Here is a 19,897-nt window from a genome sequence, read left to right on the forward strand (position 1 = left end):
GCCTCGCGGTATCGAGACGTACCGTTCATGGGTCCGGGGAGCCTGCTCCACCTGGCGAATGCGCCTGCGGCACAGGCCTGACGCATTCGGAAAGACAGGATGACTGTTTCAGAACATCCAGAGGTTGCTATTATGCCGCTTCAACCGTGTCCTGACTGCCACCATGAAGCAATTCATCGATTTCATCCCACTGATCCTGTTCTTCATCGTCTACAAGATAGACCCTCAGAACGTCGAGTTCGCCGGGTTCAATCTGAGTGGCATCTACGGCGCGACCGCGACCCTGATCCTCGCCTCGGTGATCGTCTACGGCGCCCTCTGGCTCAAGCACCGCCACCTGGAAAAGAGCCAGTGGTTCACCCTCGGCGCCTGCCTGGTCCTCGGCGGCCTGACCCTGGCCTTCCACGAGGACACCTTCCTCAAATGGAAGGCGCCGCTGGTCAACTGGCTGTTCGCCCTGGCCTTCGCCGGCAGTCACTTCATCGGCGACAAGCCGATGATCCAGCGCATCATGGGCCATGCCATCCAGTTGCCGCAGGGCCTCTGGGTGCGCCTGAACATCGCCTGGGTGGTGTTCTTCCTGGTGTGCGGCTTCGCCAACCTGTACGTGGTCTTCACCTATCCGAACTTCTGGGTGGACTTCAAGGTGTTCGGCAGCCTCGGCATGACCTTGCTGTTCCTGATCGGCCAGGGCCTGTTCCTGGCTCGCCACCTGCACGACGCCGATACCGGCGAAAAGCCCAAGGACTGACATGCTCTACGCGATCATCGCCCGTGACATCCCCGCTTCCCAGGAACGCCGCCTGGCCAGCCGCCCGGCCCACCTGGCCCGTCTCGAACAGCTGAAGGAAGAAGGCCGCCTGGTACTCGCCGGCCCGCACCCGGCGATCGACAGCAACGACCCGGGCGCCGCCGGCTTCACCGGCAGCCTGATCGTCGCCGAATTCGATTCCCTGGCCGCGGCGCAGAGCTGGGCCGAGGCCGACCCCTACCGGGCCGCCGGGGTGTATGCCGAGGTGGTGGTCAAGCCGTTCAAGAAAGTCCTGCCCTGAGGCAGTCGCCGGGTACCGGCGGCCGGCCCGGTCGCCCTCCCGGCAAACGTTTTCGCACCGGACGCCGCTTTCCGGTGCCCGCCGCAGCGCAACCAGGCCGGCCCGGCGCTTTCGCCAAGCCGGAAGGGCGAACCGGAAGACAGTGCAATCCGTCGCTTCATCGGTACAAGGAGTCATGATGCGTCCATCCACTGCCCATTGCCTGCTGCTGAGCCTGAGCCTGGGAGCTTCCCTGGCCCAGGCCGAGGAACCCGCGCCAGCACCGATTCCAGCCGCGCAGCCTTCCATTGCGCAGGCTACCGCCGAACTGGAGCGCCGCCTGGTGGAAACGGAACGCCAGCGCGACGAACTGGTCAGTCGTATGCGCCAGGAGAACCGCCAGTTGCGCGAGCAGTTGCAGGCGGCCCAGGCGCAGCGGCAACCGCCGCTGCTCACGGAAGAGCAGACCTGGTATGTCGCCGGCGCCGCCACCGCCCTGCTCGCGTTCGTCCTCGGCGCCCTGAGCCGCGGCCGCCGGCGACAGCGACGCGAATGGATCAATTGAGCGACACCCGATGAGCGAACTGCTGTTGATCGACGATGACCGGGAGCTCTGCGAGCTGCTCGGTACCTGGCTGGTCCAGGAAGGTTTCTCCGTGCGTGCCAGCCACGACGGCGCCCAGGCCCGTCGCGCCCTCGCCGAGCAGACGCCGGATGCCGTGGTGCTCGACGTGATGCTGCCGGACGGCAGCGGCCTGGAACTGCTCAAGCAACTGCGCGGCGACCATCCCGACCTGCCGGTGCTGATGCTGTCCGCCCGCGGCGAGCCGCTGGACCGCATCCTCGGTCTGGAACTGGGCGCCGACGACTACCTGGCCAAGCCCTGCGACCCGCGCGAACTCACCGCACGGCTGCGCGCCGTGCTGCGGCGAACCCACCCGGCGCAGCCCAGCGCGCAGATGCAACTGGGCGACCTGTCGCTGAACCTGACGCGCGGCGTGGCGCAGATCGACGGCCAGGAGATCAGCCTGACCCTTTCCGAAAGCCGCATCCTCGAAGCGCTCCTGCGCCAGCCCGGCGAGCCGCTGGACAAGCAGGCCCTGGCGCAACTGGCGCTGGGCCGCAAGCTGACCCTCTACGACCGCAGCCTGGACATGCACGTCAGCAACCTGCGCAAGAAGCTCGGCAGCCACCCCGACGGCAGCCCGCGCATCCTCGCCCTGCGCGGCCGCGGCTACTACTACAGCCACTGAGCGGGTTTCGTCAGCCCGCCGACACAAGGTCTTTACCCAAGCTTTACCCAGGGCTGACCGCGCTTGACCTTGACCTCCCTAGACTGGGCTCATCCGGTAAATGGCCGGACCCAGAAAGGAGAAACACCATGCGCAAGACGCTAACCGCCCTGTTCATCGCCGCCGCCCTGCCGACCTTCGCCATGGCCGCGCCCGCCGCCAACGACCTGCCGCCCCCGCCGATGGAAGGCGGCCACATGATGGGCCAGCACGGTCCCCGGCATGGCGGCCCGATGAAGGAACTGAACCTGACCCGCGAACAGCGCCAGCAGATGGGCAAACTGATGGGCGAACAGATGAAGGCCCGCCACGAGATCACCCAGCGCTACCTGGCCAAGCTGCCGGCGGCCGAGCAGAAGGCCCTGAAGGACGAACTCAAGGCCAGCCACGAGAAGACCCAGAAAGACATCCGCGCCCTGCTCACCCCCGAGCAGCAGAAGAAGTTCGACGAACTGCAGAAGAAGCGCGAGCAGCGCAAGGCAGAGTGGGCCGAATTCCAGCAATGGAAGGCCGACAAGAAGTCCAACTGACGTCCGAGCCACCGCTACCGGGTCCTCCGGTAGCGGTCTTCCGACCAGCCGGAATCGCATATCCTAGGGATTTACCCACGCGGCCGGCCCGACATGCGATTCAACAGGAAAACCATGCGTTCACTCTTCTGGCGAATCCTCGCCGCCTTCTGGCTGGCCCTGCTGCTGGTAGCCGGGCTTTCCATCCTGCTGGGTCGCGCGCTGAACCAGGACACCTGGATCATCGCCCGCCATCCCGGCCTGAAGGATCTCGCCGAGCAGTGGACCGCCCTCTACGAAGAACAGGGCAGCTACGCGGCCCAGGGCTTGCTGGAGCAACGCCGCCGCGACTACGGGATTTCCATCCAGGTGCTCGACGAAAGCGGCCAGCGCCTGGTCGACGGCACCTACCTGCCGCGCCCCCGCCACCGCCCGCCGCGCACCAGCGACCGCAACCTGCCGCGCTTCCCCTGGCGCCAACTGAGCCAGGAATACGTCAGCCCGCAGAGCAACCATACCTATCTGTTCATCTACCGCATCCCGCACCCGGAGCTGGAGGCCTGGCACCGCGGCAGCCTGCTCTGGCCGCTCAGCGCGCTGGGCATCGCACTGGTGGTGCTGACCCTGTTCAGCCTGCTGCTGACGCTGTCCATCACCCGTCCGCTGAACCGTCTGCGGCGCGCCGTGCACGACCTCGGCCAGACCGCCTACCAGAAGGACAGCCTGGCCCGCCTGGCGCGGCGCGGCGATGAACTGGGCACCCTGGCGCGCGATTTCAACCGCATGGGCGAACGCCTGCAAAGCCTGATCGGCAGCCAGCGACAGTTGCTCCGCGACGTGTCCCACGAACTGCGCTCGCCGTTGGCGCGCCTGCGCATCGCCCTGGCCCTGGCCGAACGCGCCGAACCGGAAGCGCGGGCGCAGATGTGGCCGCGCCTGGAACAGGAATGCGACCGCCTGGAAGCGCTGATCGGCGAGATCCTCGCCCTCGCCCGGCTCGACGCCGAACCCGGCGCGAGCCAACGGATCGCCCTGCTGCCGCTGCTCCAGCGGCTGCGCGAAGACGCCCTGCTGCTGGCTCCGGAGCAGGATATCCGCCTGGAAGTGGCGCCTGACCTGAGCATCGACGGCTGGCCGGACATGTTCGAGCGCGCGGTGGACAACCTGCTGCGCAACGCCGTGCGCTTCAACCCCGCCGGCCAACCGCTGGAGGTGCGCGCCAGCAGCGCCGGCGACTACCTGCGCCTGAGCGTCCGCGACCATGGGCCGGGCATCGCCGTCGAACTGCAGGAGCAGTTGGGCGAACCGTTCTTCCGCGCACCCAACCAGAGCAGCCCGGGACACGGCCTGGGCCTGGCCATCGCCCGCCGCGCCATCGAGCGCCACGGCGGGCACCTGCGCCTGGGCAACCATCCCGACGGCGGCTTCATCGCCACCCTCAGCCTGCCGCTACGGCGCAAGGCGACCGAATGACGCCGCGCCCTGATGCGCGGCACTTCCCCCTGGAGCATCCGGCATGACTCTTCCCGCTTCGTTGTTCCTCGATGAACGCCCGCTCGCCCAGGCCATCGCACCGCCGGAACTTCCCGGCGACGAGCCGCAATCGCTGGTCCTGGCGGTCGAGCTGGGACAGGTCGTCCAGCAACTGCGGCAACGCTGGGCGCGCCTCGACCTGAGCCTGCCGGAGCGCGGCACCTGGCCGCTGGAGAGCTGGCGCCCGGCCTTGCACGAGGCGCTCTACGGCCTGCTCGGCGGCGCCGCGCAGGCCCGCCCGTGGCAGCGCATCACGCTGAATCCGGCGCTGGACGCGCGCCACGGCCGGCTGCGCCTAGACATCCTCGGCCAGGCGGAAGAAGGCCGGCGCTGGCTGCCGGCGGCCGTGGAAGCCGCCCGACGACTGGCCGGCTGGCAGGGCGGACGACTGCTCTGGCACGCCCAGGGCGCGTATTGGTGCGTACGCCTGCTGTTGCCGCTCAGCCCGGCCAGGCGCTGACGAAGGCCGTCGGGTCGAGTTCCGCCGGCGTGCGCAACTCGCCCATCGGCGTACCCAGGTAGACGAAACCGATGATCCGCTCCTGCTCGCCGAGCCCCAAGCCGGCGTGCACCACCGGATCGGTGGCCATCTCGCCGGTCCGCCACATCGCCCCCAGTCCCTGGGCATAGGCGCCCAGCACCAGGCCGTGGGCAGCGCAGCCGGCGGCCAGCAGTTGCTCGCCATGCGGCACCTTCGGGTGATCCTGCAGGCAGGCGACCGCCACGACCAGCAGCGGTGCCCGCAGCGGCATGTTGCGGGCCTTGGCCAGCGCTTCCTCGGCGGCGTCCGGCTGGCGGCTCGCCAGGGCGCGGGCGTAGAGGTCGCCCAGGGCCCGGCGGCCTTCGCCTTCTACCACGATGAAGCGCCAGGGCCGCAGTTGCCCGTGGTCCGGGGCACGCAAGGCGACCCGGAACAGCCGGTCGAGCTGCTCCGGCGAGGGCGCGGGATCGCTCAGGCGGGCGTGGGAAACGCGAGTGAGCAAGGCGTCGAGAGCCTCCATGGGCGAACTCCTGTCAGAAACGAAATCGCCATTGTAGACGCAATCGCCAGGCTCACGCCCGCTCTCAGGCGACCCGTCCCGGCGCCAGGTGCGGCTGCAGCGGCGGGGTCAGCGGTGGCAGGCCGTAGGCGGCGCGCGCGGCATCGCAGGCCGGGTTGGGCTGGCCGTTGGCCCAGGCCGCCTCGAACTCGCGGCAGGTACTCGAGCGCTGCTCGTAGACGGTGCAGCGAACGCCGCAACCGACCTCGCCGAGCAGCCCGACGCAGCGCGCCGGCTTGTTCTCGGTACCGCTCATGGCGACCATCTGCGGGCTGATGCGGACGGTCAGTTCGTCGGGTACGACGCCGCCTGCGGAACGGCACTCGCCCCAATAGAAAGACACACGAAAATGCGCACAGCAGGCGCCGCAGGTAAGACACGGATTGTCAGTGGACATGGTTGGCAGAACACCAGAGAAACCGGCGAGCGCCGGCGGGCGAAGCGAGATTCTAGCGATTTCGCGGCTGCTGTGAAGAGGGGCGCAGCGGCAGATTTACTCTCCGCGGACGGCTGGTAGAATGACCGGTCCGCCACCGCCCAGAGCCCCACGATCCATGGCCTTGCCGACCCTACGCATCCTCGGTTTCATCATCGGCATCTTCCTGATCACTCTGGCCGCCAGCATGCTGGTCCCGATCCTGACCATGCTCGCCTTCGACCGTACCGAAGGCATCCAGGCGTTCATCTGGTCCAGCGTCGCCACCTTCGTCACCGGCCTCGGCCTGGTCCTGCCGGGGCGTCCCGAGCATGTCCACCTGCGCCCGCGGGACATGTACATGCTCACCGTATCGAGCTGGGTGCTGGTATGCATCTTCGCCGCCCTGCCGTTCGTCCTGCAGCAGCACATCAGCTACACCGATGCCTTCTTCGAAAGCATGTCGGGGATCACCGCCACCGGCTCCACCGTGCTCAGCGGGCTGGACGACATGTCCCCGGGCATCCTCATCTGGCGCTCGCTGCTGCACTGGCTGGGCGGCATCGGCTTCATCGCCATGGCCGTGGCGATCCTGCCGATGCTGCGGATCGGCGGCATGCGCCTGTTCCAGACCGAATCCTCGGACCGCTCGGAAAAGGTCCTGCCACGCTCGCACATGGTCGCCAAGTACATCGTCGCCACCTATGTCGGCATCACCCTGCTCGGCAGCCTGGCCTTCTGGGGCGCCGGCATGAGCCCGTTCGACGCGGTCAACCACGCCATGTCGGCGATTTCCACCGGCGGTTTCTCCACCTCCGACCAATCCCTGGCCAAGTGGAAGCAGCCGGCGGTGCACTGGACCGCGGTAGTGGTGATGATCCTCGGCAGCCTGCCGTTCGCGCTCTACGTCGCCACCCTGCGCGGACACCGCAAGGCGCTGATCAAGGACCAGCAGGTCCGCGGCCTGCTCGGCCTGCTGCTGGTGACCTGGCTGCTGATGGGCACCTGGTACGCGGTAACCTCCAAGCTGCCCTGGATGGATGCCTTCCGCATCGTCGCGGTGAATGTCACCTCGGTGGTCACCACCACCGGCTTCGCCCTCGGCGACTACAGCATGTGGGGGCACTTCTCGATCATGCTGTTCTTCTACCTCGGCTTCATCGGCGGTTGCTCCGGCTCTACCGCCGGCGGCATCAAGATCTTCCGCTTCCAGGTCGCCTACACCCTGCTCAAGGCCAACCTCTACCAGTTGATCCACCCGCGCGCGGTGCTCAAGCAGAACTACAACGGCCATCGGCTGGACGAGGAAATCGTCCGCTCGATCCTGACCTTCTCGTTCTTCTTCGCCATCGTCGTCTGCCTGCTCGCCCTCTGCCTGTCGCTGATCGGCCTGGACTGGATGACCGCCCTCACCGGCGCCGCCAGCACCGTGGCCGGCGTAGGCCCGGGGATGGGCCCCATCATCGGCCCCTCGGGCAACTTCGCCAGCCTGCCGGACGCCGCCAAGTGGCTGCTGGCCGCCGGCATGCTGCTCGGCCGCCTGGAGATCATCACCGTGCTGGTCCTGCTGACCCCGGCGTTCTGGCGCCACTGAGCGCTCACGGGCCTGTCTGCAATGGCTCTACTCAGGGACTGAAAAGCCGGTGTAAGCTTCTGCACCATGACGACACAGCCGCAACCCGGCCACGTGAGCCTGGATAGCTCCACCCAGCCCGCCCGCGTCAGAGCCATAGGTGATTGGACGCTCGCCCACTACACGGCTCTGGAGCGCGAGGTGACGCGCCTGCGCAGCGAAGTGGCGGGCAACGCCAGCTTCGACCTGAGCCAACTGGGCGCCCTGGATACCGCCGGCGCCGCCCTGCTCGCCGAATTGCTCGGCGCCGAGCGCCTGGCCGACCTCGCCGAGCTGGAGCCCGGCCTGCCGCGCGAGCGCCAGGCCCTGCTGAAGACCGTCGGCCACGCCCTGCACGACTTCTGCGAACCGGAAAAACCCAAGCCGCCGACCACCGCCATCGAACTGCTGGCTCGCATCGGCTGTGCCATGGAGACCTTCTGGCTGCACCTCAAGGCACTCCTCGGCTTCATCGGCCTGACCCTGGAGACCCTGCTCCGCAGCCTGGTCCGCCCGGCCAGTTGGCGGGTCACGCCGCTGGTGGCGAACATCGAGAAGAGCGGCCTGGACGCGGTGCCGATCATCGCCCTGCTGACCTTCCTGGTCGGCGCGGTGATCGCCTTCCTCGGCGCCACGGTGCTGGCCAACTTCGGCGCGACCATCTACACGGTCAACCTGGTGGTGTTCTCCTTCCTCCGCGAGTTCGCCGTGCTGCTCACCGCGATCCTCATGGCCGGCCGTACCGCCAGCGCCTTCACCGCGCAGATCGGTTCGATGAAGGCCAACGAGGAGATCGACGCGATCCGCGCCCTCGGCCTCAACCCCATCGAGCTGCTGGTGCTGCCGCGGGTGCTGGCGCTGCTGGTATCGCTGCCGATGCTGACCTTCGTCGGCATGCTCTGCGGCATCGTCGGCGGCATGACCGTCTGCGCCTGGACCCTGGACATCCCGCCGGCGATGTTCCTGTCGATCATGGAGGACGGAATCGGCGTACAGCATTTCCTGGTCGGTATCAGCAAGGCCCCGCTGTTTGCCTTCCTGATCGCCGTGATCGGCTGCCTGGAAGGCTTCAAGGTCAGCGGCAGCGCCCAGTCGGTGGGCGAGCACACCACCACCAGCGTGGTCCACTCGATCTTCGTGGTGATCCTGCTCGACGCCCTCGCCGCGCTGTTCTTCATGGAGATGGGCTGGTGAGCCAGGATAACCCGCAGGCGATCATCCAGGTCCGCGACCTGTGCAACCGTTTCGGCGCCCAGGCGGTCCACGAGCACCTCGACCTCGACGTCCGTCGCGGCGAGATCCTCGGCGTGGTCGGCGGCTCCGGCACCGGCAAGTCGGTGCTGCTGCGCAGTATCGTCGGCCTGCGCCGGCCGACCTCCGGCAGCGTGCGGGTGTTCGGCGAAGACCTGCTGCAACTGCCGGAGGAGCGCCGCTCCCTGGTCGAACGGCGCTTCGGCGTGCTGTTCCAGCAGGGCGCGCTGTTTTCCTCGCTTACCGTGGTGGAGAACGTCGCCCTGCCGCTGATCGAGAACGCCGGCCTGCCGCGCGCCGACGCCGAGCACCTGGCCCAGGTCAAGCTGGCCCTGGCCGGGCTACCGGCCAACGCCGGCGACAAGTATCCGGCCTCGCTTTCCGGCGGCATGATCAAGCGCGCCGCCCTGGCCCGCGCCCTGGCGCTGGACCCGGACATCCTGTTCCTCGACGAGCCCACCGCCGGCCTCGACCCGATCGGCGCGGCGGCCTTCGACAACCTGATCCGTACCCTGCGCGACGCCCTCGGCCTGACGGTGTTCCTGGTCACCCATGACCTGGACACCCTGTACACCATCTGCGACCGGGTCGCCGTGCTGTCGCAGAAGAAGGTCCCGGTGGTCGATACCCTGGAACGGGTCGCCGCCACCGACGACGCCTGGGTCCGCGAATACTTCCACGGGCCGCGCGGGCGCGCCGCCCACCAAGCCGCCGCCGTGCCGGAGAATCACTGAGATGGAAACCCGAGCCCACCATGTGTTGATCGGCCTGTTCAGCGTGATCGTGATCGGCGCCGCCCTGCTCTTCGGCCTGTGGCTGGCCAAGTCCGGCTCGGAGGGCAAGTTCAACTACTACGACATCGTCTTCAACGAAGCGGTCAGCGGCCTTTCCCAGGGCAGCTCGGTGCAGTACAGCGGGATCAAGGTCGGCGACGTGGCCTTCCTCCGCCTCGATCCGCAGGACCCGCGCAAGGTCTGGGCACGCATCCGCGTGGTGGCCAGCGCGCCGATCAAGCAGGACACCACCGCCAAGCTGGCGCTCACCGGGATCACCGGCACCTCGATCATCCAGCTCAGCAGCGGCACGCCCGCCAGCCCGATGCTGGAGGGCAAGGACGGGAAGATCCCGGTGATCGTCGCCACGCCCTCGCCGCTGACCCAGTTGCTGAGCAACGGCGAAGACCTGATGGGCAACATCAACCAGCTCATCGCGCGCTTCAGCAACCTGCTCTCCGAGGAAAACACAGCGCGCATCAGCCGCACCCTCGACCATCTCGACCAGGCCACCGGCGCGCTCTCCGCCGAGCGCGAGAACGTCAGCGCGGTGATGCAGCAGTTGGCCCAGGCGAGCAGGCAGGCCAACGCCGCCCTGGCCCAGGCCAGCGAGTTGATGCGCAGCGCCAACGGCCTGCTCAACGAGCAAGGCAAGGGGATGCTGGAAAACGCCAACAAGACCATGGCTTCGCTGGAGCGCACCAGCGCCACCCTCGACCAGTTGATCAGCGAGAATCGCCACTCGCTGGACGGCGGCATCCAGGGACTCGCCGAGCTGGGCCCGGCGGTCAGCGAACTGCGCGATACCCTGGCGGCACTGCGCGGAATCAGCCGGCGCCTGGAAGAGAACCCGGCGAACTACCTGCTGGGCCGGGAAAAAACCAAGGAGTTCACCCCATGAGGCTCGCCCTTCGCCCGCTGCGTCGCCTGTCCCTGGCCGCGCTCGCCACCCTCGGCGCCTGCTCGATCCTGCCGGAAGCGCAGGTCCTCCAGGTCTACCTGCTACCGGTGCACAACCCTCCGGCCAGCGCCGCCGCGCGGCCGGTCGACTGGTCGCTGCGGATCGCCCGGCCGCGTACCAGCCTGGTGCTGGAGAGCCCGCGCATCGCAGTGCGCCCGCACGGCGACGAAATCAGCGTGTACCAGGGCGCGCGCTGGAGCGATCCGGCACCGTCGCTGCTGCGTGACCGTCTGATGCAGGCGTTCCAGGCCGACGGCCGGGTCCGCGGCCTGAGCAGCGACGACAGCAACCTGCAGGCCGATTTCGAACTGGGCGGCGACCTTCGCGCCTTCCAGACCGAGTACCCGAACGGCCAGGCCAGCGCGCTGATCCGCTACGACGCGCGCCTGGTGCGTACCGACGACAAGCGCGTGGTCGCCAGCCGGCGTTTCGAGGTCAGCCAGCCGGTGGACGGCAAGAAGGTCGCGGCGGTGGTCAGCGCCTTCGGCAAGGCCGGCGACACGCTGTCGGCCCAGGTCCTCGACTGGACCCTGCGCCAGGCCTCGGCGCAACCCGCCGGGCAGCCCTGAAGCGTACCACCTGGCCTGGCGACTAGCCCGGGCGCCCCTGGCGGCGCGCCCGGTATTCGTTGGGCGTGCAGCCGAACCAGCGGCGGAATGCCCGGAAGAAATTGCTCGGATCGGCGAAACCCAGCAGGTAGGCGACCTCCAGCAAGGTCAGGCCGGGCTGCTGGAGATACTGATCGGCCATATCCCGACGTGTGTCGTCGAGCAGTTGCTGGTAGCTGGTGCCCTCCTCCTGGAGGCGTCGTTGCAAGGTGCGCTGCGACAGGTGCAGCGCCTGGGCCACTCGTTCGCGCTTGGGTTCTCCCTGCGGCAACAGCCGGCACAGGGTCTGCCGGGCCAGATGGGTGATGCGGCTGGTGCTGAAACGCGCCAGGTATTCGCCGGCGAAGCGATCGTGCAACTGGGCCAGCGCCTCGTTGGCCGAGGGTAGCGGCGTCTCGAGGTCGACGCGGGAAAACACCAGCGCGAACTCCTCGGCGTGAAAGCGCAGCGGCGCGCGGAACAGCTCGGCATAGGGTGCCAGCGGCTCGCGGGGCGCGCCGGGCAGTTCCACCGCCAGCGGGTCCAGCGGCCGGCCGGTGATCCAGCGGACCATGTCCACCAGGTAGGCCAGCGAGCATTCGGCACTCTGCGGCGGCGCCGGCAGGCGATCGCCATGCACCGTGACGCCGAGTCGATAGCCCTGCGGCGTGCGGCGGAAAGTCAGGTCGGACGCTTCCGCGATGATCCGCTGGTAGCGTTCCAGGCGCGCGAAGCCTTCCGCCAGGTTGCGGCTCGACATCAGCGCATAGCCGACGACGTGGAAAGCCGGGCGCCGGACCCGGGCGATGTTCAGGGCGATCGCCGGGTTGCCGCTGAGCGCCACCGCACGCTGCCACAGACGGCTCATCGCATCCTGCGGGAAGCGCGCGTCGGGGTCCTGCAAGGCCTGGTAGTCGAGGCCCAGCTCGGCGAACAGCTGGCGTCCGTCGAGGCCTTCCAGCTCCAGGGCGAGGACGATGCCCTGGACCCAGCTGGACAAGGTTGTACGTTCCGGCATCGGTCTCTTCTTGTTCTGGCGGGAGGCACGCCGACCGTCGACCGGCCTGGCGGCCCAAGGATACTAAACTGGCCCTGTATGTCATCCGCGACATCGTGCGGCCCGCACTACACTGCGCGGACACAACGAGAGGAGGCATTCCATGAGCAGCCCTGACGACGAGCGTTTCCACAGTTTCGCCGAGTTCTACCCCTACTACCTGCAGGAACACAGCAATGCGGTGTGCCGCCGCCTGCACTACGTCGGCAGCCTGCTGGTGCTGGCGGTGCTGTTCCTCGCCGTGGCCAGCCAGCAGTGGCTATGGCTGCTGGCGCTGCCGCTGGTCGGCTATGGCTTCGCCTGGGTCGGCCACTTCGTCTTCGAGAAGAACCGCCCGGCCACCTTCAAGTACCCGCTGTGGTCGTTCATGGGCGACTGGGTGATGCTCAAGGACGCCTTCACCGGCCGCATCCGCTTCTGACCCATCCGCGCGACTGGCCCCCGGGCCGGTCGCTCCCCCGGGACGACCGTCGGTCCCGGATCGGTGCGCTTTCCTGAACTATCGCTCAGCTGTCACTGGCCGCCGCGCAAACGCTTGGTTAAGATTCCGCCAGCAACCTGGCCAACCGCCATTCCCCAGGCGGAAAGCTCACGAAGCCGAGCCAGGACGAAAATACACAGGGATCCTCTCCAGCGCATGAAGCCTACCCTCCCCGACCGCTCGCCGACGAGCCGGTCCGTCGCGTCCATGCGTGAATACTATTCGCGCGTGCTGGCCTATATCGCCTGTGGCGCCAGCATCGCGGCGGGAACCTACACCCAGTATTTCAGCTACGGCATCCTCTGGATGGTGCCCTATGCGCTGCTCTACCCGCACCTGGCGTACCACCTCGGCCAGCGCTTCCGCCAGCACGACCCGCGCAAGGTGACCCGCGCCCTGCTCGCGGTCGACGCCGTGCACTGTGGCCTGGGCATGGCGCTGCTCGGCTTCTCCGTGGTGCCCAGCCTGATGTTCCTGCTGGTGCTGAGCTTCACCGCGCTGGTCATCGGCGGCCTGCGCCTGCTCGGCATGGCCCTGCTGGTATCGGCCAGCAGCGCCCTGCTGGTCGCCGTGCTCGTCGCCCCGCCGCTGCTGGGCAACACCCCGGTCGAGGTGGCCGCGGTCAGCATCCTGTTCTGCGGACTGTACATCTGCATCACCGCCTTCTTCGGCCACCAGCAGGGCCTGCGACTGGCCCAGGTGCGCCAGGAGATCGCCCGCGAGCAGGAAAAGGCCGCGCGGCTCGCGCGCAACCTGGCCAAGTACCTGTCGCCGCAGGTCTGGGAAATGATCTTCAGCGGCAAGAAGAGCGTGCGCCTGGAAACCCAGCGCAAGAAGCTCACCGTGTTCTTCTCCGACATCCGCGGCTTCACCGAGCTATCCGAGGAACTGGAAGCCGAGGCCCTGACCGACCTGCTCAACAACTACCTCAACGAAATGTCGAAGATCGCCCTCAAGTACGGCGGTACCATCGACAAGTTCGTCGGCGACTGCGTCATGGTGTTCTTCGGCGACCCCAGCACCCAGGGCGCGAAGAAGGACGCGGTGGCTGCGGTATCGATGGGCATCGCCATGCGCAAGCACATGAAGGTGCTGCGCCAGCAGTGGCGGGCCCAGGGCATCACCAAGCCGCTGGAAATCCGCATGGGCATCAACACCGGCTATTGCACGGTGGGTAACTTCGGCGCCGACACGCGCATGGACTACACCATCATCGGCCGCGAGGTGAACCTCGCCAGCCGCCTGGAAAGCGCCTCGGAAGCCGGCGAAATCCTCATTTCCCACGAGACCTACTCGCTGATCAAGGACGTGATCATGTGCCGCGACAAGGGCCAGATCGCGGTCAAGGGCTTCAGCCGCCCGGTGCAGATCTACCAGGTGGTGGACTCGCGCCGCGACCTCGGCGCCGCGCCCAGCTACGTCGAGCACGAATTGCCCGGCTTCTCCATGTACCTGGACACCAACAACATCCAGAACTACGACAAGGAACGGGTCATCCAGGCCCTGCAACAGGCCGCCGAGCGCCTACGCGACAAGGTCATCCTCTGAGTTCGTCGAGCGCCGCCGGCAGTTCGTCGCGCCATTCCGGCGCAGTCCGCGGACCGCTCGCCTGCAGCGCCAGGAACTCCTCCGCCGAAACCCGCCAGGACTGCTCCCGCGCCCAGCGCCCGCAGGCCTGGCGATCCAGCGCCAGCGCCTGGCGGCAGGCTTCGCCAAGATCCTCGTGCATGACCCCGGTCACGCCCTGCTGCAATACATCCAGCGGCCCCGGCACGGCGAAGGCCGCCACCGGCACGCCGCAGGCCAGGGCTTCGAGCATCACCAGGCCATAGGTATCGGTCAGCGAGGGAAACACCAGCACCGAGGCCGCCCGGTAGGCGTCGGCCAGTGCGCGGCCATGGCGGTAGCCGAGAAAACGCGCCTGTGGATAGCGCTGCTCCAGCGCCGCCCGCTGCGGGCCGTCGCCCACCAGCCATTTTTCGCCCGGCAGTTCGAGATCGAGGAACGCCTCCAGGTTCTTTTCCGTCGCCAGCCGCCCGACATACAGGAACACCGGCGGCCGCTCTTCCGCCGGGGGTGTCTCGGCGGGATGGAACAGTTCGGTATCGACGCCCTTGCGCCACAGCCGCAGGTGCTGGAAGCGCCAGGCGCAGAACTCGTCGCGCAGGCGCGGGGTGCTCACCAGCACCGCCCGGCTCGGCCGATGGAAGGCGCGCAGGAAGGCATAGCCCCAGGACAGCGGCAGCCACGGACAGCGGTCACGCAGGTATTCGGGAAAACGCGTATGGATCGCCGAGGTGAAGTCCAGGCCGCGCTTGCCCAGCCAGCGCCGCGCGGCCCAGCCGAGCGGCCCCTCGGTGGCCAGGTGCACGGCATCCGGGGCGAAGGCCTCGATCAGCCCGCCGAGGCGCCAGAGATTCCAGGCCAGGGGGATTTCCGGATAGCTGGGACAGGGCAGGCAGCGAAAGTCGGCGGGCGACAGCACCCGTACCTGGTGGCCCAGCAGTTCCAGCTCGCGCTGCAGGGCCAGCAGGCTGGTGACGACTCCGTTGACTTGCGGTAACCAGGCGTCGCTGACGATCAATAGCCTCATGCCGCCGGCTCGACCGCCGCGGCCTGCGCCGCCAGCCGCGCCTGCTCCTCGGCCAGGCGGTAGAGCTGGATGCTGCCGTCCCAATGTTCGATCAGCGCCGTGCAGGATTCTACCCAGTCGCCGCAGTTGAGGTAATCGACGCCCTCGATGCGGCGGATCTCGGCATGGTGGATGTGCCCGCAGACCACCCCGTCGAGCCCGCGCTTGTGGCACTCGTGGGCGATGGCTTCCTCGAAGTCGCTGATGAAGTTCACCGCGGTCTTGACCTTGTGCTTGAGGTACGCCGACAGCGACCAGTAGCCGTAGCCCCAGCGCCGCCGCCAGTGGTTCAGCCAACGGTTGAGGAGCAGGGTGAACTCGTAGGCGGAATCGCCGAGGAACGCCAGCCAGCGGTGGTAGCGGGTGATCACGTCGAACTGGTCGCCGTGTATCACCAGCAGCTTGCGGCCGTCGGCGGTACTGTGCACCGCCTCGTCGACCAGGCGGATGTTGCCGAGGATCAGGCTCGAATAGCGGCGCAGGAATTCGTCATGGTTGCCGGTGACGTAGATCACCTCGGTGCCGCGCTTGCTCAGGGTGAGCAGGCGGCGGATCACGTTGGTGTGCGCCTGCGGCCAGTAGATGCCGCCGCGCAGCTTCCAGCCGTCGATGATGTCGCCCACCAGGTAGATGCGATCGGCGTGGTAGCGCTTGAGGAACGCCGCCAGGTGTTCGGCCTGGCAATCCCGCGTCCCCAGGTGGACATCCGAGATCCACAGGGTCCGAACCCGCTGCTTGCGGTTCGAGGTGAAGCGTTGCGCGGTGCTCATCGGCGGGTCTCCGACGGTGTTTTTCCGATCTTGGACGGCGCCGGTGAAACGACTGTGACAGGCCGGCGACCGTTGCGTGACAGGGCGCGACTGTCTGTCGCCGGCGCCAGCGGGTAGACTGGGCGCCTGCCTCCGGGAGCTTCGCCATGGGTTCGATCCTTTCCCTGCGCCACTACAGCCACGACCAGATCGTCCACAGCCATGACCATGCCCAATTGGTCCTGGGCCTCAGCGGCTGCCTCGAGTTCGAGGTCGAGGGGCGCGGCAGCCGCGTGTTGCGGCAGACCTTCGCGGTGGTGCCGGCGCAAGCCCGGCATGCCTGCTCGAGTCCCGCCGGCAGCCGCTGCCTGGTCCTCGACCTGCCCTGCGACGGCAGCCTGCTGCTGGGCCTGGGCGAACACGCCGAAGCCGGCAGGCGGCTGTTCGAGCGACCGCAGGCGCTGTCGCTGACACCCGCCCAGGGCCAACTGGTGAACTGGCTGGCCAGCGGCCCGATCAACGACCCGGTGATCGCCCACCAGGGCGCCGGCCTGCTCCTCGCCAGCCTGGCCAGCGAGCGCCAGCCGCCGCGCCAGCAGCCCCGCCTGCCACTGGCCAGCCTGGACGCCTACCTCGACCGCCATGCCGCCCATCCGCTACAGGTAGCCGACCTGGCGCGGCTGGCCGGTCTTTCGGTGGCGCGCTTCCACAGCCTGTTCCTCGCCGAGACCGGACAGACGCCCATGGACTACGCGCGCAGCCGACGCCTGCACCAGGCCCACGAACTGTTGTTGGAGAGCAGCCTGGCGGTGGGCGAGATCGCCGCCCGGGTCGGCTACGCCTCGCAGAGCGCCTTCACCGCAGCGCTGGTCCGCGAGTTCGGCGTCACCCCGCGACAACTGCGTCGCGAGTCCCGCGACAAAACCGGCTAGCCGCACGACAGACAAATCCGTCACGACTCCTTACTCTCTGCCCATCGACAGACCAGGAGTCAGCATGGACATCATCGAATGGCAGGATTTCGAACGCGTCGAACTGCGCGTCGGCACCATCCTCAGCGCCGCTCCCAACCCCAAGGCACGCAAACCCGCCTATGTCCTCGAGGTCGACCTCGGACCGCTCGGCCTGCGCACCTCCAGCGCGCAACTGACCGCGCACTACCAGGCCGAGCAACTGGTCGGACGCCAGGTCCTCTGCGTCTGCAACTTCGCTCCGAAGCAGATCGCCGGGGTGCGCTCGGAGGTCCTGGTCACCGGGGTCTACGATAGCGAGGACAAGGTGGTCCTGGCCGGCTTCGACAAGCCCCTGCCCAACGGTGCGCGCCTGGCCTGAAGGATCCCCATGAATCGACGTTCCGCCCTCGCCGCCCTGCACGGCGGCGCCCTCCTCTTCGGCCTGACCGGGGTGTTCGGCAAGCTGGCCAGCGCCTCCCCCGGGGTGATCGTGTTCGGTCGCGCGCTGTTCGCGGTGCTCGCCCTCGGCCTCTTCGCCCGCCTCGCGGGCCAGGCCTGGCGCGCCCTGGGACCCGCGCAATGGCTGCGCCTGGCGCTCTGCGGCCTGCTCCTGGCCGGGCACTGGGTGAGTTTCTTCATCGCCGTGAAGACCGCCGGCGTGGCCATCGCCACCCTCGGCTTCGCCAGCTTCCCGGCCTTCACGGTAATCCTCGAAGGGCTGCTCTTCCGCGAGCGCATTCATCTCGCGGAAGGACTGCTGGTAGTCCTGGTCAGCCTTGGCCTGGTGCTGGTCACGCCGAACTTCGACCTCGCCAGCGGCGCCACCCTCGGCCTGCTCTGGGCGATCCTTTCCGGCCTGCTGTTCGCCCTGCTGTCGCTGGCCAACCGCAGCAACAGCGGGCAGGTCGGCCCGGTGCAGGCGGCGCTCTGGCAGAACCTGGTAGTCGCCCTGTGCCTGCTGCCATTCGCGGTCGGCGAACTACCGGCGCTACCCGCTCTCGACTGGCTCTGGCTGGCCCTGCTGGGCGTCTTCTGCACCGGCCTGGCGCACAGCCTGTTCGTGGCCAGCCTGGCGGTGGTCAAGGCCCGCACCGCGGCACTGGTATTCTCCCTGGAGCCGGTCTACGGGATCGCCTTCGCCTGGCTGTTGTTCCATGAGACGCCGGGGCCGCGGATGTTCCTCGGCGGCGCCCTGATCGTCCTCGCCATCGTGCTGTCGGCGCGGCTCGGCGCCAGGAACCGGCCGGTCCCGGACAGCGGCTTATCCGCTAACCGGGGCTGAACCCGCCGAGCCTTGCATCCGGGTCACGCGCACCGGATAGCGGAAGGTTCGAGCTGCCCCGGAATGGCGGCGGCGGGCCTCAGGTTCGTTGCGCGAGGCCGGACTCGAGCGCCAGCGCGATGGGCGTGAGCTGTATCTCGGGGTTCTCCGCGAACAGCTCCATGACCCAGTTCACAAAGCAGCGCACACGAACCGACAGGTGCCTGGAGCCCGGGTAGATGACATGCACCGGCGCCGCAGAAAAGTGCCATTGCGGCAGTACCGGAACAAGTTTCCCTGCGCGTACGAATCCAGCCACCGCGAATGGGGCGCCAGGGCAGATGCCGCTGCCCGCCACGCAGGCCGAAATAGCCACGTCGGGTTCGTCGAACTGCATTCCATCGCCGGACTGCACCACGAAACGCTCCGAGCCGGACTCCAGCTCCCACATGAACGGGTTGCGCTCCCTGCCGCTGAACCAGCTCAACCGCCTGAACTGCGATAGATCGTCCGGACTGTCTACACCGCCTATGGAGGCCAGGTACTCGGGCGAGGCATACAAGCCCATCTGGATGTCGCAAAGATGCCTGGCGATCATGCTGGAATCCTTGAGCGCACCTCCCCGGATCGTGCAATCGATGCCGTCCTCCAGCAGATTGCTGATCCGGTCCGAACTACTCAGCCGCAGCTGGATCCTCGGGTAGCGCGCCTGGAAGTCGTGCAGCCTTGGAGCGATCACCCATCGGGCGATGGTGATCAGGGAGTCCACTCTGAGCCGGCCGATGGGCGTCGCCGTCCCGCCCCTGAGCGTGGCCTCCAGTTCGTCTATCTGCTGCAGCAGGACCTGGCATTTGTCGAAGTACGCGCTGCCATCGTGCGTAAGGCTCAGGGCACGGGTCGTACGATTGAGCAAGCGCACGCCTAGATGCTTTTCAAGATCGCTGACGCGCTGCGAAACGCGAGCTTTCGGCAGGCCCAGGGCATCGGCCGCGCGTGTGAAGCTGCCGGCGTCCACCACCTTCACGAAGGTGGCCATGGCGGTGAGTTTGTCCATAGATTGTTCGCGATTATTGAACCAAGAGTAACTTTGGATAATATTTTTCTTATTCTCAATCCCAATTATGGTTCCTTCCGTCCACCCACCAGGGAACCATCATGTCAAAAGCAGTCGTTGTTTATTTCTCCGGATATGGCCATACCAAGCGCGTAGCACAAGCGGCGGCGGAAGGCGCACAGGCTTCGCTGATCGAGATCGATAGCGAGGGCAACATTCCCGAGGCAGCCTGGGACCTGCTCGACCAGGCGCAATCCATCCTCTTCGGCGCGCCCACGTACATGGGCTCGGTGCCTTGGCAATTCAAGAAGTTCGCGGACGCCACTTCCAGGAAGTGGTTTGTTCGGCAGTGGCAGGACAAGGTCTTCGGCGGCTTCACCAACAGCGCAAGCCTGAACGGCGACAAGCAGGTTTCCCTGATCCTCATGCACACGCTGGCGTCCCAGCACGGCGGCATCTGGGTCAGCCTGGGCCTGGCTCCCGCCAACACCTCGGCCTCGAGCCGCGCGGATATCAACAACCTCGGCGCCTCGGTCGGCGCGCTGGTGCAGTCGCCGTCCGACGCGGATGCCCAGGCCATTCCCAGCGGCGATCTCGAGACCGTGAAGCTCTACGCCGCTCGCGTCGCCAGGATCGGACAACAGCTGCACGCCTGAGCCAGGCGCCGATGAATCACCGGCGCACCCTGCGCGCGTCGCTTGAACCT

24 protein-coding genes are annotated in these 19,897 nt (G+C 67.6%); 18 read left to right on the forward strand and 6 right to left on the reverse strand.

Features of this window, described 5'->3' with window-relative positions:
• Positions 1-163: 163 nt before the first annotated feature.
• The 7 genes from M6E97_RS09235 to M6E97_RS09265 all read left to right on the forward strand — a co-directional run bounded on the left by M6E97_RS09235 (position 164) and on the right by M6E97_RS09265 (position 4,825).
• Positions 164-751 (forward strand): septation protein A, encoded by a 588-nt coding sequence (locus tag M6E97_RS09235; RefSeq protein ID WP_003091488.1) that lies wholly within the window; start codon positions 164-166, stop codon positions 749-751.
• A gap of 1 nt (position 752) precedes the next feature.
• Positions 753-1,052 (forward strand): YciI family protein, encoded by a 300-nt coding sequence (locus M6E97_RS09240; RefSeq protein ID WP_003091489.1) that lies wholly within the window; start codon positions 753-755, stop codon positions 1,050-1,052.
• Positions 1,053-1,227: 175 nt separating this feature from the next.
• Positions 1,228-1,596 (forward strand): hypothetical protein, encoded by a 369-nt coding sequence (locus M6E97_RS09245; protein WP_003111064.1) that lies wholly within the window; start codon positions 1,228-1,230, stop codon positions 1,594-1,596.
• A gap of 10 nt (positions 1,597-1,606) precedes the next feature.
• Positions 1,607-2,284, forward strand: a complete 678-nt coding sequence (locus tag M6E97_RS09250; RefSeq protein ID WP_003091491.1) for a response regulator transcription factor — start codon at positions 1,607-1,609, stop codon at positions 2,282-2,284.
• A gap of 128 nt (positions 2,285-2,412) precedes the next feature.
• Entirely contained in the window at positions 2,413-2,853 is a 441-nt protein-coding gene (locus tag M6E97_RS09255) for a Spy/CpxP family protein refolding chaperone (RefSeq protein ID WP_003091492.1), read from the forward strand.
• 114 nt (positions 2,854-2,967) lie between these two features.
• Positions 2,968-4,305 carry a sensor histidine kinase gene (locus M6E97_RS09260; protein WP_033938782.1) on the forward strand — a complete coding sequence of 446 codons (1,338 nt, stop codon included), beginning with the start codon at positions 2,968-2,970 and terminating at the stop codon, positions 4,303-4,305.
• Between the two features lie 43 nt (positions 4,306-4,348).
• Positions 4,349-4,825, forward strand: a complete 477-nt coding sequence (locus M6E97_RS09265; RefSeq protein WP_003138434.1) for a hypothetical protein — start codon at positions 4,349-4,351, stop codon at positions 4,823-4,825.
• On the opposite strand, the gene M6E97_RS09270 is transcribed toward M6E97_RS09265, so the two are convergent.
• Complete coding sequence (locus M6E97_RS09270; RefSeq protein ID WP_003109199.1) at positions 4,806-5,366, reverse strand: nitroreductase family protein; 561 nt, start codon at positions 5,364-5,366, stop codon at positions 4,806-4,808. The two genes, M6E97_RS09265 and M6E97_RS09270, sit on opposite strands and share 20 nt — an antisense overlap.
• Before the next feature lie 64 nt (positions 5,367-5,430).
• Entirely contained in the window at positions 5,431-5,802 is a 372-nt protein-coding gene (locus M6E97_RS09275; protein ID WP_003114826.1) for a YkgJ family cysteine cluster protein, read from the reverse strand.
• Between the two features lie 157 nt (positions 5,803-5,959).
• Between M6E97_RS09275 and M6E97_RS09280 the strand changes: the two genes are divergently transcribed.
• From M6E97_RS09280 to M6E97_RS09300, 5 genes are all read left to right on the forward strand, one after another.
• Positions 5,960-7,414, forward strand: a complete 1,455-nt coding sequence (locus M6E97_RS09280; RefSeq protein ID WP_003091497.1) for a TrkH family potassium uptake protein — start codon at positions 5,960-5,962, stop codon at positions 7,412-7,414.
• Between the two features lie 66 nt (positions 7,415-7,480).
• A complete protein-coding gene (locus M6E97_RS09285; protein ID WP_004363206.1) occupies positions 7,481-8,626 on the forward strand; it encodes an MlaE family ABC transporter permease in 1,146 nt (381 codons plus the stop codon).
• On the forward strand, positions 8,623-9,417 hold the full coding sequence (locus M6E97_RS09290; RefSeq protein ID WP_267262534.1) for an ABC transporter ATP-binding protein: 795 nt from the start codon (positions 8,623-8,625) through the stop codon (positions 9,415-9,417). The genes M6E97_RS09285 and M6E97_RS09290 overlap by 4 nt, the downstream gene beginning before the upstream one ends.
• A gap of 1 nt (position 9,418) precedes the next feature.
• Positions 9,419-10,357 carry an MlaD family protein gene (locus M6E97_RS09295; protein ID WP_003091500.1) on the forward strand — a complete coding sequence of 313 codons (939 nt, stop codon included), beginning with the start codon at positions 9,419-9,421 and terminating at the stop codon, positions 10,355-10,357.
• Positions 10,354-10,986 (forward strand): ABC-type transport auxiliary lipoprotein family protein, encoded by a 633-nt coding sequence (locus M6E97_RS09300; RefSeq protein WP_003091501.1) that lies wholly within the window; start codon positions 10,354-10,356, stop codon positions 10,984-10,986. Before M6E97_RS09295 ends, M6E97_RS09300 begins: the two co-directional genes overlap by 4 nt.
• A gap of 22 nt (positions 10,987-11,008) precedes the next feature.
• Here the strand turns inward: M6E97_RS09300 and M6E97_RS09305 are convergent, their stop codons facing one another.
• Complete coding sequence (locus M6E97_RS09305; protein WP_003109194.1) at positions 11,009-12,022, reverse strand: AraC family transcriptional regulator; 1,014 nt, start codon at positions 12,020-12,022, stop codon at positions 11,009-11,011.
• Positions 12,023-12,164: 142 nt separating this feature from the next.
• Between M6E97_RS09305 and M6E97_RS09310 the strand changes: the two genes are divergently transcribed.
• Positions 12,165-12,482 carry an Mpo1-like protein gene (locus tag M6E97_RS09310; protein WP_003091504.1) on the forward strand — a complete coding sequence of 106 codons (318 nt, stop codon included), beginning with the start codon at positions 12,165-12,167 and terminating at the stop codon, positions 12,480-12,482.
• A gap of 216 nt (positions 12,483-12,698) precedes the next feature.
• On the forward strand, positions 12,699-14,090 hold the full coding sequence (locus M6E97_RS09315; protein ID WP_003124349.1) for a protein CyaB: 1,392 nt from the start codon (positions 12,699-12,701) through the stop codon (positions 14,088-14,090).
• Here the strand turns inward: M6E97_RS09315 and M6E97_RS09320 are convergent.
• Together M6E97_RS09320 and M6E97_RS09325 are read right to left on the reverse strand one after the other, a co-directional pair.
• The gene (locus tag M6E97_RS09320; protein ID WP_033938783.1) at positions 14,080-15,135 is read right to left on the reverse strand and encodes a glycosyltransferase family 4 protein; all 1,056 of its coding nucleotides are present in this window, start codon (positions 15,133-15,135) and stop codon (positions 14,080-14,082) included. The two genes, M6E97_RS09315 and M6E97_RS09320, sit on opposite strands and share 11 nt — an antisense overlap.
• Positions 15,132-15,944 carry a UDP-2,3-diacylglucosamine diphosphatase gene (locus M6E97_RS09325; RefSeq protein ID WP_003091510.1) on the reverse strand — a complete coding sequence of 271 codons (813 nt, stop codon included), beginning with the start codon at positions 15,942-15,944 and terminating at the stop codon, positions 15,132-15,134. Before M6E97_RS09325 ends, M6E97_RS09320 begins: the two co-directional genes overlap by 4 nt.
• Before the next feature lie 146 nt (positions 15,945-16,090).
• Here M6E97_RS09325 and M6E97_RS09330 point away from each other — a divergent pair, with 146 nt between their 5' ends.
• From M6E97_RS09330 to M6E97_RS09340, 3 genes are all read left to right on the forward strand, one after another.
• On the forward strand, positions 16,091-16,855 hold the full coding sequence (locus M6E97_RS09330; protein ID WP_003091511.1) for a helix-turn-helix domain-containing protein: 765 nt from the start codon (positions 16,091-16,093) through the stop codon (positions 16,853-16,855).
• Positions 16,856-16,919: 64 nt separating this feature from the next.
• Entirely contained in the window at positions 16,920-17,255 is a 336-nt protein-coding gene (locus M6E97_RS09335; RefSeq protein WP_003109191.1) for a tRNA-binding protein, read from the forward strand.
• Between the two features lie 9 nt (positions 17,256-17,264).
• Positions 17,265-18,158 carry a DMT family transporter gene (locus tag M6E97_RS09340; protein ID WP_033938785.1) on the forward strand — a complete coding sequence of 298 codons (894 nt, stop codon included), beginning with the start codon at positions 17,265-17,267 and terminating at the stop codon, positions 18,156-18,158.
• 79 nt (positions 18,159-18,237) lie between these two features.
• Here the strand turns inward: M6E97_RS09340 and M6E97_RS09345 are convergent, their stop codons facing one another.
• Positions 18,238-19,191: a LysR family transcriptional regulator gene (locus M6E97_RS09345; protein WP_003091516.1), complete on the reverse strand. Its 954-nt coding sequence runs from the start codon at positions 19,189-19,191 to the stop codon at positions 18,238-18,240.
• A 101-nt stretch (positions 19,192-19,292) separates the two neighbouring features.
• On the opposite strand from M6E97_RS09345, the gene M6E97_RS09350 reads away from it, so the two are divergent.
• Positions 19,293-19,847, forward strand: coding sequence for an NAD(P)H-dependent oxidoreductase (locus tag M6E97_RS09350; RefSeq protein WP_003109189.1), 555 nt, complete (start codon positions 19,293-19,295; stop codon positions 19,845-19,847).
• The last annotated feature ends 50 nt before the right edge of the window (positions 19,848-19,897 follow it).

The organism is Pseudomonas sp. B111 (assembly GCF_026428275.1).
GTDB classification, from domain to species: Bacteria; Pseudomonadota; Gammaproteobacteria; order Pseudomonadales; family Pseudomonadaceae; genus Pseudomonas; species Pseudomonas aeruginosa.